Source organism: Bradyrhizobium zhanjiangense (genome assembly GCF_004114935.1).
Taxonomy (GTDB): domain Bacteria; phylum Pseudomonadota; class Alphaproteobacteria; order Rhizobiales; family Xanthobacteraceae; genus Bradyrhizobium; species Bradyrhizobium zhanjiangense.
The window spans coordinates 5,227,727-5,243,040 of sequence record NZ_CP022221.1; the positions used below are offsets into that span (position 1 = coordinate 5,227,727).

12 protein-coding genes and 1 tRNA gene are annotated in these 15,314 nt (G+C 64.5%); all 13 read right to left on the reverse strand.

Going from position 1 to position 15,314, the window contains the following annotated elements:
* Positions 1 to 246 precede the first annotated feature (246 nt).
* Positions 247 to 1,632 (reverse strand): TolC family outer membrane protein, encoded by a 1,386-nt coding sequence (locus XH85_RS24985; protein ID WP_091894806.1) that lies wholly within the window; start codon positions 1,630 to 1,632, stop codon positions 247 to 249.
* A 204-nt stretch (positions 1,633 to 1,836) separates the two neighbouring features.
* Positions 1,837 to 2,499: a protein-L-isoaspartate O-methyltransferase family protein gene (locus XH85_RS24990; RefSeq protein WP_164940833.1), complete on the reverse strand. Its 663-nt coding sequence runs from the start codon at positions 2,497 to 2,499 to the stop codon at positions 1,837 to 1,839.
* Between the two features lie 144 nt (positions 2,500 to 2,643).
* Entirely contained in the window at positions 2,644 to 2,823 is a 180-nt protein-coding gene (locus tag XH85_RS24995; protein WP_128933926.1) for a hypothetical protein, read from the reverse strand.
* Between the two features lie 212 nt (positions 2,824 to 3,035).
* Positions 3,036 to 3,110: transfer RNA gene (locus tag XH85_RS25000), tRNA-Asn, on the reverse strand.
* Positions 3,111 to 3,245: 135 nt separating this feature from the next.
* The gene (locus tag XH85_RS25005) at positions 3,246 to 3,614 is read right to left on the reverse strand and encodes a hypothetical protein (protein WP_128933927.1); all 369 of its coding nucleotides are present in this window, start codon (positions 3,612 to 3,614) and stop codon (positions 3,246 to 3,248) included.
* A 212-nt stretch (positions 3,615 to 3,826) separates the two neighbouring features.
* Positions 3,827 to 5,530, reverse strand: a complete 1,704-nt coding sequence (locus XH85_RS25010; protein WP_128933928.1) for a flotillin family protein — start codon at positions 5,528 to 5,530, stop codon at positions 3,827 to 3,829.
* A 22-nt stretch (positions 5,531 to 5,552) separates the two neighbouring features.
* A complete protein-coding gene (locus tag XH85_RS25015; RefSeq protein WP_128933929.1) occupies positions 5,553 to 6,212 on the reverse strand; it encodes an OB-fold-containig protein in 660 nt (219 codons plus the stop codon).
* Positions 6,213 to 6,222: 10 nt separating this feature from the next.
* Positions 6,223 to 7,386 (reverse strand): PspA/IM30 family protein, encoded by a 1,164-nt coding sequence (locus tag XH85_RS25020; RefSeq protein WP_128933930.1) that lies wholly within the window; start codon positions 7,384 to 7,386, stop codon positions 6,223 to 6,225.
* Positions 7,387 to 8,566: 1,180 nt separating this feature from the next.
* Positions 8,567 to 8,950, reverse strand: a complete 384-nt coding sequence (locus XH85_RS25040) for a RidA family protein (RefSeq protein WP_128933933.1) — start codon at positions 8,948 to 8,950, stop codon at positions 8,567 to 8,569.
* Positions 8,951 to 8,963: 13 nt separating this feature from the next.
* Positions 8,964 to 11,294: an acetamidase/formamidase family protein gene (locus tag XH85_RS25045; RefSeq protein ID WP_164940934.1), complete on the reverse strand. Its 2,331-nt coding sequence runs from the start codon at positions 11,292 to 11,294 to the stop codon at positions 8,964 to 8,966.
* Positions 11,295 to 11,428: 134 nt separating this feature from the next.
* A complete protein-coding gene (locus tag XH85_RS25050; protein WP_128933935.1) occupies positions 11,429 to 12,670 on the reverse strand; it encodes an acetamidase/formamidase family protein in 1,242 nt (413 codons plus the stop codon).
* Between the two features lie 49 nt (positions 12,671 to 12,719).
* The gene (locus XH85_RS25055) at positions 12,720 to 14,342 is read right to left on the reverse strand and encodes an amino acid ABC transporter permease/ATP-binding protein (RefSeq protein WP_128933936.1); all 1,623 of its coding nucleotides are present in this window, start codon (positions 14,340 to 14,342) and stop codon (positions 12,720 to 12,722) included.
* Positions 14,342 to 15,226, reverse strand: a complete 885-nt coding sequence (locus XH85_RS25060; protein ID WP_164939263.1) for an ABC transporter substrate-binding protein — start codon at positions 15,224 to 15,226, stop codon at positions 14,342 to 14,344. The genes XH85_RS25055 and XH85_RS25060 overlap by 1 nt, the downstream gene beginning before the upstream one ends.
* Positions 15,227 to 15,314: the final 88 nt, after the last annotated feature.

Consider the following 15,314-nt stretch of genomic DNA (forward strand, 5'->3'; position numbering starts at 1 on the left):
AGGATTGGCCGGTTCCGGACAGGCGGCCCGACATTTTCGTCGCGGCAGCCCGACTTGTCCCCAGATCACGGCTCAACGTGCGGCGGTGCGCCCCTGCCCGCGGCACTCAAGCTTTACGCACACGGCATCGATACGGGCGAATCGACCCGCATCTTCTTGGCAAGGCTATGTCAGGGATTTTGATGATTGCAAGCAAAGCGCCGGTCGGCCTCGGCTATTGGCGAGGCCGACCGGACACTTACGGAATCAGCGTCCGTCGGGCGTGCGCACGCCGGCCCAGCTGTCGCGGACCTGATGGTAGTGAACACTCGGATCATAGACGGTGGTCGCAAGACCGAGCACCTGCGGCGACAGGCGGCCAACGGCCGCGAGGACGTTATAGGACGCAACCACGCGATCGTGCTGCGCGGTCACCAGCGCAACGCGCGCATTGACCAGGGCCTGTTGCGCGTTGAGGACGTCGAGGGTGGTGCGCTGACCGGCCTTGGCTTCCTCGCGCACGCCGTTCAGCGCGATCTCGGACGCGGCGACCTGCGCCTGTGCGGACTGCACCTGCGCCTTGCCGGCCTGCAACGAACCCCACCACTGCACGACAGTCGCGCGAGTCTGGTCGCGCGTGGTTTCGAGGTTCAGACGCTGCTGCGCCAGGTTTTCCTTGGATTGGCGGATCAGCGAATATTCACCACCGCCCTGATAAATCGGCACCGAGACCTGCGCGATCGCGGATGCGTTGAACGAGCGCAACTGAATCAAGGACTGTTCGTTGGACTGCGTGGCCGATGCCTGGATCGTAACCGTCGGCAGCAACGCACCTTCGGCGACTTTGACCTGCAAGAAATTGACGTCGATGCCGTACATTGCGGCCGTGACGTTGGGATGCTCGACCAGGCTGAGCTCGACGGCCGAAGCGAGCGTTGACGGCAAGAACCGGTCGACCGGCGAGCCCGGTGCGAGGTTCGTCGGCTCGTTGCCGATGATGCGGCGGAAGTTCGCCCGCGTCGTGGTGAGATTCGCTTCGGCAGTGAGCGCCTGCGTCTTGCCGGCAGCCAGTTGCGCTTCCGATTGCGCAACGTCGGTGCGCGTCACTTCGCCGACGTTGAAACGATCACGGGTCTGCTTCAGCGTCTGCTCGAGCACGCGCACGTTGCTGCGCTGGACTTCGAGCGTCGCGGCGTCGCGCAGATAGTCCATGTAGGTCGTTGCACCCTGCAGCAACACGCTCTGATCGAGGCTGCGCAGCGCTTCGCGGGCACCGGACACCTGACTCTCCGCCGCCCGCGTTCTGTTGGCGGTCTGGTTGCCATTGTAGAGCGTCTGCGAAGCGGTTATTCCAGCGCTGCGAGGTACGGTGGTTCCATGGATTGAGTTACTCCCCACGCCACTCTGCAAATCCTGATATTGATAGCCACCGTTCGCCGTCAGCGAGACCTTGGGGCGATAGCCAGACAAGGCTTGAGGCACGTTCTCGTCGGTCGAGCGCACCTGGGCGCGCTGTGCGTTGAGTTGCGGATTGTTCTGATAGGCGCGCACCAGCGCGGACTCGATCGTATCCGCCAAGGCAGGCATCGGCCCGGCTAGCGACAGCAGCAGGACCGAAACCGCAGCTCCGGTGAAGAGCTTCACCCCATGCATCCCTGAAATTCCGTTCATTCTAACGCCCGGCTCGTGCCCGCGAGCTGGGTTACCGTCTACCGAGTGGAGTCGTTGCCCCGCCGCAACATAGGACGGGGATTGTCGCGACGGAACCACCTCAAGGTAGTTCACGGTGGAAACTCTTCACGTGCAGCATCCCGGCCACACTTCTGATTCAGAACGGGATTTTTAGGCTTTAGGACCTCAGAACACGAATGCTGCGGCCCGTTCCAGCCCGGGAAGGACCGGGGCGGCGGCATCGAACAGCGCCCGATGGCCGAATTCACCGTGGCTATGGGTCACGATCACGGCCCGCGGCGGCTTGGATTCGGCCGACACCCCCAAAAGGCGCCCGCCTTCCTTGAGCTGCCCGAGCAACCCCTCCGGCGTTGCTTCGGCAGCGCCGTTGAGGATGATCACGTCATAAGGAGCGGTGGAGGGATCACCCTCGCTGCAGGAAGCGACCTTGCAGGTGGCATTGGCGAGCCCCAGAGCGGCGAAGGCGTCCTTGGCCTTCGCGGCCAGAGCCGAATCACATTCGGTCGCGGTGACCTGGCCCGCGAGCTTGGCGGCCAGCGCGGCGAGATAGCCCGTGGCGCAGCCAACGACCAGCACATTGTCGCCTTCGCCGATTTCGGCAGCCTGCAGCAGCTTGCCGGTCAGCTGCGGCTTGATCAGGAACCGCTTGGCGCCGCCCTCGCTCACGTCGAGATCGAGGTCGAGATAAGCCAATGCCCGCCGGCTGGCCGGCACGAAGACCTCACGCGGAACCGTGAGCATGGCATCGAGAATACGACGGTCGGTGACGTCATTGGTGCGCACCTGGCCATCGACCATTTTTTGGCGCGCGGTCGAGAAACCGGACATTTGCGGACCCTGAAATGCGGACGATGCCGCGGAGATGAGTTGGCGGCATCTTTGGAACATGCCCGGCCAAAACGCAACATGCCGTTGGCTGCGACGAGCCCTGTGTGGCTTGCGCAGCTCACCGCATCAGGGCTGCGGAACGGATCATTCGATCGCCACCGCGAGGCGGCCGATCAGAGCGGCGACCTCGTCCAGTCGCGCCGAGTCGGGCGCCTCCACCGCACGTGCAAGGCAAGCGAGGCATTCATCGTCGCTGAGCTCGGGAACGTCGGCCGGCAGAATCGAGGGGGCCATATGAGTACGGTCGACCTGGATGTCTGGCATGGGAATCAGCTCCGTAAGGATCCGGCACTGCCCAGGCTCGATTTGAATTGAGTCGATTTGGCGCCGTCCTCATGGCGCGACGGCGCTGCCGGACACGTCTACTTGAACCGATTCCGCGGGGTTCGGCACCTGATGGTGCTCGCAGATCGCGCGAACGAGATCGCGCGCCACATCAGGGCGCAGCTTCAACGTATTGAAATATAAGTGAAAGTTGGCTCCCCGGGCTGGATTCGAACCAGCGACCATCCGATTAACAGTCGGATGCTCTACCGCTGAGCTACCGAGGAAAAGGCGAACCAGTCGTTCGCGCGCGCTGCGTATAACAAAGCCGGTTGCGCTTGCAAAGACGAATTCGTCATCTTCCGCAAGGCGGCTGAGGAAGGGTCAGGAAGCGGCCTCTCCTCCAGCCATGTCAGGTCAAGCTACTCGGCCAGGAACGACGTGGTCTTGGTGCCGGAGTCGTAGTGCAGCCGCAGCGCGGTGATCCTGCAGAGGTTGACGTTCTTCCACAGCACCGCCTCGTCGTAGTTCTGCCAGTCGACGCGAATGTTCCAGACACATCCCTCGTCGTCCTCGTCGAACTCGACATAGGTGCTCGCCTGGTTCTGCAAAACCTTGTCGAGCTCGTTGTCCCATTCGTCCAGGCCGTCGTCAGGCGCGTTGAAGCCGAGGAATTTGATGGCGTAGCCGGTCTCGTTGACGACGGTGACGTTGCGGGCGTCAGCCGCGAACGACGGCGCGGCGGCGATCGCAAGCCCGCTTGCGACCAGTCCGGACAGAAAATACTTCATCGAAAAACTCCCGATCGAAACAGGCCTCGGCGCCTGGCGTCGATCGGCGCAGGCGCCGCGGCAACAAATGACGTTGCCTCGAAAGATCCGTCCGGAGCGCAATCGACGGGTTCAAGACACCCATCGACCAGCACTCCGGAAGACGTGCGCGACGCGAGACACGCACGGCCTGTTCTTATCGTTTCGAATTCTCCGCAGCAATGAACGGGCATTCACAGATCGGCAGAGTTTGTTTTCTCCGGTGCGGGCGCAACCGCCGGCACCGCAGCGCCGTTTCCCTTCCCCGTCACGGCGCCGACCAGCGCCTTCACGGGATCTTCGCCCGACGCAAAGCCGCTCTGACGTAAGATCTCGTCGATCATCGGACGCAGCGCATGCACCTTGAGCAGTTCGCCGGCGAGCCCTTCGCCGAAGCCGACATTGCCGCCGGCGCCGTTACCATTGCCGCCGAAGGCGGCGCCGGTATGCAGGATGCGGACGTCCTTGAGGTTGGCGATCGGCTTCACCATCTCGGCGAGCGCTTCCGGCATGGTCTCGATCCGTTTCTTGGCGATCTCGAAATCGATCACGTTGGTGCCGAGCTTGTTCTGCGCCTCGTTCTTCATGGTGATGACGGCGGCCTCGGCCTCACCGATGTTGCGGACACCGACCGCCTTGATCTTGTTGGACTCGGCTTCGGCGGTGGCCAGCGTGGTGATGGCCTCGGCCCGGTCGAGCGCCGCCTTCTTGTCCGCTTCAGCCGCCACGATCACCTCGGTCGATTTGCGCTCGGCCTCGGTACGCGCGGCAAGCACCTGGGTCAGACGGGCACGATCGGCAACCTCGACGGCGCGCGCGGTCACGACCTTTTCCTCGGCGGAGACGGCGAGCGCTTCGGCGGTCTTGGCTTCGGCGACGGCCTCCGAGGTCTGCTTGCTCTTGGCGGCGATCTGGATCTCGTTCTCCTGGGTCGCGATCTGGATCTCGCGCTGCGCGTCGGTCCTGCGCTTGTTGATCGCCAGATCCGACTCGATCACCGCGGTTTCCTTGACCTGCTTGGCGCCGGCCTCCTTTTCTGCGACTGCCCTGTCGGTGTCGATGCGGGCGTTCTCCTCGGTCAGGCGCGCGGTCTGTGTCGCGGTCGCGACCTCGGCGCGAGTGCTCGCGGTTTTGTTGGCGATGTCACGCTCCTGCGAGAGTTCGGCCTCCTTCTTGGTGCGTTCGATGGTCAGGGTCTGCTGCCGTGCTTCGAGATCCTTCTGCGCGATCGCCACCTCGTTGTCGCGGACGATGGCATTGCGGTCACGGCGGCGGGTCTCGGTAATGGTCTTGAGTTGGGTCAGGCCTTCGGCGTCGAAGAAGTTTTCCGGATTGAAGAACTTGACGTCGGTCTGGTCCAGCTTGGTCAGCGACACGGACTCAAGCTCGAGGCCGTTCGATTTCACGTCGGACTCCACGGTGGACTGCACGTGCTTGACGAAGTCCGAGCGCTTCTCCTGGAGCTCCAGGATGGTCATGGTCGCGGCCACCGAACGCAGGCCGTCGACGAATTTCGCCTCGACCTGGTTGCGCAGCGCCTCGGCATCGTTGGTCAGCGCGCCCAGCGTCTGGCTTGCGAGCGCGATGCTCTCCTCGTCGGGACGGACGCGTACGTAGAACTCGGCGACGATGTCGACGCGCAGACGGTCCTTGGTGATGAGGGATTCCCGCTCCTTGCGCTCGACGGTGAGCCGCAATGTCTTCAGATTGACGCTGGCATAGGAGTGGAAGATCGGCAGGATCATGGCGCCGCCGTCGAGCACGACCTTCTTGCCGCCGAGGCCGGTGCGCACGAAGGCCTCGTCGCGGGTGGCGCGCTTGTAAAGAATGGTGAAGACGATCCCCAGGACGACGATCAGCGCGACGCCAATCATGGCCGGGACTGCGATGTCGAACATGACTTTCTCCGATAATGGCCTGCTAGCTGCTTAGAGTGGGCTTGGAGGGTTTGAGTTCATCGTCGGCCTTGACCGCCACGAAGCGGGTGCCATCGCGGTCGACCAGAAGGACCATGGTTCCCTGCGGCAGCGGCGATGATGAAGGTGCTGCGACGGCCCAGACGAAGTGACGGTTGCCGTGGACATCGGCGACGCTGACGCGGCCAGGCGGCCCCTGGTCGAGCGGACCGACGACGACCTCACCGACCCGGCCGACGAGATCGCCGAGGCCGACGGCGTAGCTCTCGTCCTTGGGAATGACCCGCGCGATCGCACGGCTTGCGCCGCGGACCAGCGGAACCGATGCGGCCACCGCCCCGATCGAGGCCACCGTCGCCGGCAACGGACCGGCCACCATCCGCGCGACGTCCTGGATCAGGAAGCCCGTGATGGAGAAGGCGCCGAGCAACAGCAGCAGGAAGATCAGCAACGGCACGCCACCGACATTGATCCATGAGATCGCGTTGATCACGCCATTGTCGCTGGGGTGGCCGAAATCGATGTTGGTGCCGAGCATTTCGCTAAGCGAAGCCCCGACCAGCATCGAGACCACCTCGATCGAGCCGACGATGACGATCATGGCCGCCGCGATCGCGAACGGCCTGACCTCCGGCGACATGACGTGTTCGAGCAGAGCGCTCATGACACGGCACTCAGGAACGCGACTTCAACCGGGCCAGCCTCGCTGCAATTTCCTTGTCGCGATGCAACGTGCTGAGCTCGTCGATGTCGCTCGAATACGGGATGCCCGGCGGCACGCCAGTGACCCGCGCCACCGCCCTGCCCGCGCGCAGCGCGTTCGCGGCTGCAGAACCGCCGCCCGGCTTGCGGGGCGATGTCGACGCCTGCTGGCCTGCGACGGCCTCGCTCTTTTCGAGATCGGCGCGGCGCTGCTCGGCGTCCTGGAGCGCCGACAGCACGGCGCGCAGCGACGTCACGCATTGCTCGATCTTCTCGTTGTTCTCGTCGATGGCGCGCGAGAGCACCTCGAACTGCGCCTCCAGATCCATCTGCCGCGCGATGCCGGCGCGCGCGAGATCGTCGCGCCCGTCCGTGATCGCCCCTTCGATCTTGGGAGCGAGCTTGGCCATCTCGCGCTCGATCTCGGTGCGGCGCGCGTTGAGGCGGTATTCCTCGGCGCGCGCGGCCGCGAGCGCATCGCGCGCCTCGCTCTCGGCGCGCTCGATCTCGCGGATGGCTTGGCCAACCACTTTGAGCTTGTTCTTGCCTTCCGCCTGCTCGATCGCGTCATAGGCGATCCCCGCGATCAGACGCCCGACTCGGGACAGGAAATTGTCGGGGGCGGCAGCGATGGTATCCATAGCGTTCTCCTCCTCTGGCAGAATGTTCGGCGTGACGCCGTAGTGAACTTCGAAACCGTCGTCAGTGCGGATCAGGTGCGCGGGCACGCTCTGCCCCCAGCCCTCGGCATAGCCCGCATAGTCGAAGGGCACGCTGAAGCGGCCTTGCACGGTTGCAATCGAAATGGTGGCCGGGCCCTTGATCTTGGCGAGCTTGTCGTCGAGCGGCAGGCGACGGCCCTGCGCCGCGCGATAGTCGACACGGTCGCGCAGGCCCAGCGTCACCAGGCGTGAGGGCAGCGCGGTCTGCTTGCGGATCGGCTCATAGGCATGGGCATGGAGCAGGACCACGTTGGAACCGATGTTATGGCTCCGCGCGACCTCGTCGAGAATCTCCATCATGCGGTCATAAGCCTGGAACGTCGCCTCCAGCGCGCCCCTGGCAGCCGGATCGGGGGCAAGCCTGTAACGCAGCGCAGATGGAGCGTTTCGGGGTGACGGGCTCATGGAAAGCACTAAAGCACCATTTTGGTGCTTTAGGAAGCGGAGTCGCGATCACGGTCCGCTGATCCCTAGGCACTCTATCGGTTAGTCGCCGAGGTCCGGGCCCGCGTTCAAGCCGGGCGATTACCTCCAGATCACAACCGATCAAGACTTCCGGCACGCATGGGTTGCAATTTGAGCCGAAATGCGGAGAGCGTTCGGCATCCCGTAACCGACGCCACTCTCGTGTCCCGGACAAGCAGCAACGCCAAAGGCGTTGCGGCGCAGAGCCGGGATCCAGCAGGCCACGGTAATCGCTGTCGCAGGGGGCCCGGCTCAGCAGCGCACCGTTCCCGGACGATGCTTCGCATCGCGTTGAGAGCGCTGCGTCCGGGCCGCGAGACGGAGATTGAAGCGCAGACTCTCTCCACGTCGTCATTGCGAGGAGCTCTTGCGACGAAGCAATCCAGAGTCATTCCGCGGAGAGATTCTGGATTGCTTCGCTTTCGCTCGCAATGACGGAGTTGGACGCAACACCTCTCTCTACCAACGCAAATCTCTGTCTCAGACACACCTACGCCTCCTCGCGGCTCTTCTCGCCCGAGTCATGCTCCATCTCGACACCCTCTTTTGTCAGAGGGCGCAGGGAAGACCGGGCTGGGCACCCGCGGTCCACTGTGCGAAAGGTTGCGCTACAAGAGGCTGCACAGCGGCATACAGGTGGAGCCGGAAACAACCCGGCCTTCCCTGCGCAGTGGTTTGACGGCTTATGCCGAGCTCTCCCCGGGGAGCGATGCACTATTGCCCCCGTCGCTTTGCAGATGGCTGATGCGCGCGCCCGGTCGGACGAAACGCATCACCGCAAGACTTGACGCACAGGCCCCGGGCGTCAGGACGACGCGGTTTTGCCGTACGCTGGTCGCACCGGTCGTTTGCGCGTGGCGATCGCTCACGGTCTCCCGCCCTGCGATTGCCTCACCGCGCCGGTGCTGCCAGCGGCCACCACGGCTCATCCCGCGTTTCGTGACGATCGCGATACGCCCCTCTGACTGGGGATGAGGTGGCGCGACAATGCGACAAATCAGAATTTCTGTAAAGGCGAATATTTTCACTTGCTACGATTGACCCGTCGGTTGTGTGTTTTGCCCGACGGACAACGCAACGGCTTGTAGCCCGGATTTCGCTGCCGCTCCATCCTGGCTACAGCAACATCTCACGGCCGCCGGCACACCAGGTCGATCTCGATCAGCGCGTCATAAGCAAGGCCAGTGACGCCGACGCAGGTGCGGGCCGGCAGGCGATCCGGTGCAAAGTAGCTGCGATACGTCTCGTTCATCGCCGCGTAGTCCGCCTTGAACCGCGTGAGATACACGCGCGTCATCACGACATGCTCGAGGCCGAGACCAAGTCCGGCCAGAACCACCTTCAAATTCTCCATCACCGCGCGGGTCTGCGCGACGATGCCCTCGGGCAGGACGCCGGGCGCTTGTGGTGTATCCGGCATCTGGCCGGTGACGAAGACGAAGCCGTCGGTCTCCACCGCGTGGCTGAAGGGCGCGACCGGCTTCGGTCCGCCGCTGATCATGTGGAATTTCACTTGGGTGTCCTTGTCAAGGTGCGTCCTGAAACAGGCGCTTGCTGAGGATGGCGTGCACGCCCCAATTGCCGTCGACCACCTGCGTGACGCCGAAATCGACGGCGGCCGACATCAGCGCGATCGCCTCGTCCTCGCTGAGACCTTTGGTGTTCATCAGGAAGCGCCGCATCTTGCGGAACGCGTCCTTCATGGCGAGATCGAGCGAGGATTTTGCGTAGACCTCGCTTTGGCCCTGCGCGCCGAACTCGGCGAGGTAATTCGGGTGGCTGAAGCCGGTCAGCACCCAGTCGGTCTCGGTCTCGATGAGGGGATAAGAGAGATCGGCGAAGGGCCGGCCGGCGAGATCGGCCTTCTTGTGCAGGATCACCTCGAAGGTGCCGGTCATCGAGCATTCGATCGCGGTGCCGCTGAGCTCGCCGTCGCCCTGTGTGGCATGGGGATCGCCGACCGACAACAGTGCTCCGGGCACGGAGACCGGAAGATAGACGGTCGCCCCCTTCCCGAGCCGCCAGTTGTCGAGATTGCCTCCGAAATAGGACGGCGGCACGGAATCGACGAAATCGACCTCGCGCGGCGCCACCGCGATCACGCCGAAATGCGGCCGCAGGGGAATGCGGATGCCGTCGAGCACGGCGTGGCGGGGCTTGATCGTACCGGGCGTGACGGGAACGCCGGGATAGTCGTAGGTGGCGTGCACCACGCCGGAGGGATCGGTCTGCGGCTCCCAGCGGTAGGAATAAAGCGCGCGGGCGTGTGGCTGCACGGGATCGTCGAAGATCTCGTAGATGGTAACGACCTCGCGCGGCTGGGGACCGCCGAGAAACTCGCTATAGTGATAGCCCCACCACGCCGCGACCGAAGAGCCGAACACGCGGCCCGCATGGTTCGGGCTGCGGCTTGCGCGCGGGACGATGTCGAGGATGCGCACCTCCAGCACGTCGCCGGGCTGGGCGTCCTTGACCGCGACCGGCCCAGTGCAGATGTGGACGCCGAATCCCTCGCCCGCGCCGCGGCCGAACACGCTGGCATCCATGGGACCGGCACCGCGGCGGTCGACGTTCTTCTTGTCGGCCGTCCAGCCGAACACGCTTTCGGCGCCGGCATCGCCCGCGATCATCATCTCCGGCGCGTCGGAGGCGTGCTGGGTCAGCGTTTCGATGGTGATGGTATCGCCGGAGGCAATCTCGATCTGCGGCGACAGCGAGCGGCTGAAATAACCCCAATGGACGCGGCGGGCCTCGACCGGGAGGTGATGATGCCTCCGCTCCGACGTGGTTCGCTCCTCGCTGCCGGCACAAGTGACGCTGCTGCGGACCTCCACGCTCTGATGCGTGCGGAGCTGTGCCAGCGCCTCCTGTGGCCAGCCGCGCTGGCCGGCGACGCCATGCTGCGAGGTCGCCCGCTCCGCCTCCTGCTGGCGAAACTCGCGCGGCGGCAATCCGAAGCGATGACGGAAGGCGCGGCTGAAATGCGCGGAGTCGCCGAAGCCATAGGCGTAGGCGATCTCCGAGATCGAGCGATGCGCCTCGGCCGGATTGGAGAGATCGGCAAAGGCGCGCTGGAGTCGGCGCTCGCGAACGTAATGGGTAAAATTGTCGCCGACGGTTTCGAACAGCTTTTGCAAATAGCGTTCGGAGATGCCCTCGGCCTGCGCGACACGCGCCGGTACCAGATCGGGATCGTCGAGGCGGCGCTCGATGGTCTGACAGATTCTGTGGAGCAGCGCGGCCTGCGTCGCGCTCGATCCGGCATCGGAGGCCGATGATGCCAGCCGATGCGCGAGCGTCAGGAGAAGATCGACCAGAGACTGCGCGACCGAATTCCATTCGGCGTCACTCAGGGTGTCGAGGATCCGTGCGGTCGTGTCGAGCAGACGGGAGAATACATCGGCAAAGCCGCCGGGTGGGACGACGCGGGGCTCACCGAGCCGTGGCTTGACCGAGAGGCGTCCGTGCAGCGCCTCCGAGGTCACCGACAGCGCGATGGCGCGCATGTCGCGCTGAAATACGACGCTCCAGTCGCCGGCTCGCGGCAGCAGCACGAGGTGGCCGACGGGAACGATGCGATGACCGCCGGCGCTTTTCAGCACCATACCGTCCTCGACCGGCAACAGCGCGATCGGAAGATCTTCACTCGCTTGCGCGAGAGGCCCGACACTCTGCGCGCCTGCGGCCATGCGGGTCAGTGCAACACCTGCGGTGTGGCGATGGGATGCGGTCGCGTGTCCGTCGAAAATGCCGTGACCGCCCGCTGGTTGCAGGCCGACCGCAGCCAGCACGTCCCGCCAGGCTTCGGGGCGGTCGTCTTGCGCGTAGGATTCGCTCGTGAACGGGCGGAAGCTCATCGGATCGACCCAGATTGCAGTCGATCGAAGCAACCTCTGTGCCAGACGCACGCGGTCCTCCGTCACAGCGACGGGCCGCAAATGAGGTTTGTCCTTCACGCGTTCATCCGGAATATGGAATGCACTTCAATGCATTAGTCGCACCGGAAGATGTTCTTGCGGATCGTGCCGTGAACGCCCCAATTGGCATCGACCACCTGGGTGACGCCGAAATCGGCGCCGACCGAAATCAGCGAGATCGCCTCGTCCTCGCTGAGGCAATGCACGGTCATCAGGAACCGGCGCAGTTTTCTGAATGCGTCGCGCATCGCACGGTCGAGACTGGAGTGATTGGCAATCTGGGTTTGTGCGTCAGTGCCGAGGGCTGCTAGGTAGTTCGGATAGGTGAAGCCGTAGAACGACCAGGCGTGGTCAGTCTCGAGCATGGGATGGTCGAGGCCTTCGAGGCTGGTGCCGCCAAGGTCGACCTTCTTGTGCAGGATGAATTCGAAATCGCCGGTTAGCGAGGTCTCGATCGCGGTGCCGCCGAGCTCGCTGTCGCCTTGCGCGGCATGGGGGTCGCCGACCGAGAAATAGGCGCCGGGGACCGCGACCGGATAGAACATCCGCGCCCCCTTGCCGATGCGCCAGTCGTCGATGTTGCCGCCGGTATAGCTCGGCGGTATCGAGCTGACGAAATCGGCTTCCGACGGCGCGAGGCCCATGGTGCCGAAATGCAGCCGCGCCGGCACCCTCACGCTGGAGAGGATGTTCTCGCGCTTCCTGATCGTGGCGTGGTCCACGCGCACGCCGGGATAGTCGATGGTCGGATGCACGATACCGTCCGGGTCGATCTGCGGCGTCCACACGTAATTGTAGACGGCCTTCGCGTAAGGCTCACCCGAGGTGTCGAGCTCGAAGATGGTGACGACCTCGCGCGGCTTCGGCTCCTCGACCAGATCGTGGTAGTGAAAGCCCCAGTTTGCCGCGACGTTGGAGCCGAAGCAGCGGCCGGCATGGCAGGCGCTGCAGCTCGGCCGCGGTCGGACGTCGAGAATGCGAACCTCCAGAATGTCGCCGGGCTCGGCGCCTTCGATCGCGACGGGACCGGTAAGAAGATGCACGCCGATCCCCTCGCCTGCGCCGCGGATAAAGGGGCCCTCGACGGGGCCGGAGCCGCGGCGCGTCACGGCCTTGTGCTCGCGCGTCCACTGGAACACGCTCTCGGCGCCGGGATCGCCCTCGATCATGCGCTCGTAATCATCATTGGCATGATGGGTCAGCGTTTCGATAGTGGCGCGGTCTCCGGAACGCAGCGTCAGGGCCGGCGCGACGGTCTTAGAGAAATAGCCCCAATGGACGGTCTTCGGCGAAACCGGCAGCGCGACATGCTTCATGAGGTGGCCTCTTCGGGGAACGCGGACGTGAACCTTGTGGAGACAGCGCTCATCGCACGGTCTCCGGAGTCTTCTCGGCTTCCATCACGCTGAGGAAACGCGCCGTCAGCGGATTGCGAGGATTGGAGAGCACCTCGTGCGCCGGTCCGTCCTCGATGATCGCCCCGCCGCTCAGGAAAGCGACACGATCGGCGATCTCGTCAGCGAAACGGATCTGGTGCGTGGAGATGATCATGGTAAGGCCGTCGTCGATGGCGAGACGGCGGATCACCTCCAGCACCTCATTGACGAGCTCGGGATCGAGCGCCGAGGTCGGCTCGTCCAGCAGCAGCACGCTCGGATTCGGCGCGAGCGCGCGGGCGATGGCAACGCGCTGCTGCTGGCCGCCGGAGAGATGCCGCGGCAACGCGTCGGCGCGATGCGAGAGCCCAACGCGGTCGAGCAGCTCGGCGGCCCGACGATCGGCATCGATCCGGCTCACGCCGTGGACCCAGCGCAACGGGCCGGCGATGTTCTCCTTTGCCGACAGATGCGCGAACAGATTGAACTGCTGGAACACCATGCCGACGCCGACGCTGGCGCGTTCATTGGCAATCGCCCGCGGCGACAGCGGCTTGCCGTTCTCGCCAAAGCCGAGGCGGCGGCCGCCGACGCGCACGGTGCCGGCGTCCCAGTTTTCGAGATGGTTGATGCAGCGGAGCAGCGTGCTCTTGCCGGAGCCGCTGGGACCGAGCAGCGCGACGACCTCACCCACGCGCACCGTGAGGTCGAGGCCGTCGAGCACCTTCTGCGGGCCGTAGCTCTTGGTGAGATCGTTGACATCGACCGCGACATTGTTGCGCGCGATCGTCGCGGCGCGGCGGGCGCGTTCCTCGCGCGTCAACGCCAGGGGCGCCGTGTCGGTGAGCGAGGGCTGTGCGGGCTCTCGATCGGTGACGGCGGCAGCGGCAAGCTCAAGCTTGGTGGCGAGATCCACGCGGCGCCAGGGCAGGTAATCGGCGAGCTTGCGCTCGCGGCGCGTCGTACGGTCGAGATCGAGCAGCCATTCGACGAAGAGCTGGATGGCGCTGATGGTTGCGGTCAGCACGAGATACAGAAGACCTGAGGCAAAGAAGATCGAGAAGAAGTCGAAGGTCGAGGACGCGAGCTGGGTCGAGCGCAAGGTCAGCTCCTGGACCGCGACGACGGAGGCGAGCGAGGAATTTTTCAGCGCACTCACTGCCTCGTTGCCGAAGGCCGGGATCATGGTGCGGATGGCCTGCGGCGCGATGACCCGGTGCATCAGCACCGACGGCGTCATGCCGAGCGCCTGCCCCGCCGTCAGCTGCCCGCGGTCGACGCCGAGCACGCCGGCGCGCAGCATCTCCGCGATGAATGGCGCCTCGTTGCAGGCGAGCGCGAGGCCGGCGGCGAGCACGGCCGGAAGCTTGATACCGATATGGGGCAGCGCGTCGTAGGCGAACACCATCTGCAGGATCAGCGGCGTGCCGCGGAAGATCACGGTGTAGGCCCTGGCGATCGCCGCCAGCGGCCAGAAGCGGGAGAGCTGCATGGCGGCGAGGATCAATCCGAGGATCAATCCGCCGCCGAGCCCGAGGGCGGTCACCTCCAGGGTGAGCTCGATGCCCTCGAGCAGATACGGCATGCTCAGATAATGGAGGAACAGCGACATCAGTCAGCCGTCAGGATGTCCGGCTCCTTGAAATTGTTCACGTCGAGCCCCCACTTCTTCAGAAGCTCCATATGCGTGCCGGCCTTCTGCACCTCGATCAGCGCGGCTAGCACCGCGTCACGGAATTTCGGCTTGTCCTTGGGCACGGCGATGCCGACGGAGTACGGGATGGTCACTGCGATCGCCTTCTCCAGCTTGTCCGGATAGGCCTTCACCGCGCTGTCGACGGTGTTGACGTCGTTGACATAGGTGTCGGCGCGGCCGGCGAGGATCGCCTGGATGCAGTTGGCGTTGTTGTCGTAGAGCTGGATGGTCGGCTCCGGCTTGCCGGCCTTCTTGCACTCCGGGATCAGTGCCTGGATCAGGGGCACCTCGACATAGCCGGTGTTTTCGGCGGCGGCGGCGCCGCACATCGACAGGTTGATGCCGTTGATGCCCTTCGGATTGCCCTTGGCGACCAGCACGCCGTCGAACACTTTCGAGTAGGTGATGAAGTCGGCGGCCTTGGCGCGCTCCTTGGTGGCGTAGATGTCGGAGATGACGATGTCCGCTTGCCCCGCGGCGAGCGTGGTGAGGAGCGCTGCGAACACGACCGGCTTGTAAGTCAGCTTGAAGCCGAGGCATTCGCCGATGGCTTCGCCGAGATCGATGTCGAAACCGATATATTTGCTGGGGTCCTTGGGATCGATGGTCTCATAGCCCGGCGTGTGCGGGTTGATCGCATTGACGAGTGTCTTGCCCTTCCAGTCCGGGTACTTTTCCTGGAGCGCGGTGCAGGCGGCGGGCGCTGCGGCCTGCGCACTCAGCGGTGCGGCGGCAACCATGCCGAATGCGATCGCTGCGCCAAGCATGAACTTGCGCCACCGCAATGATGCGCGCGCCATTCCCTGCCGCGCCTGGGGCCAAACCGATTTCTCCATCTCGCCAGTTCCTCCGAAATGTCATGGCGCCTGCCATGGTCCAGTGATCGGG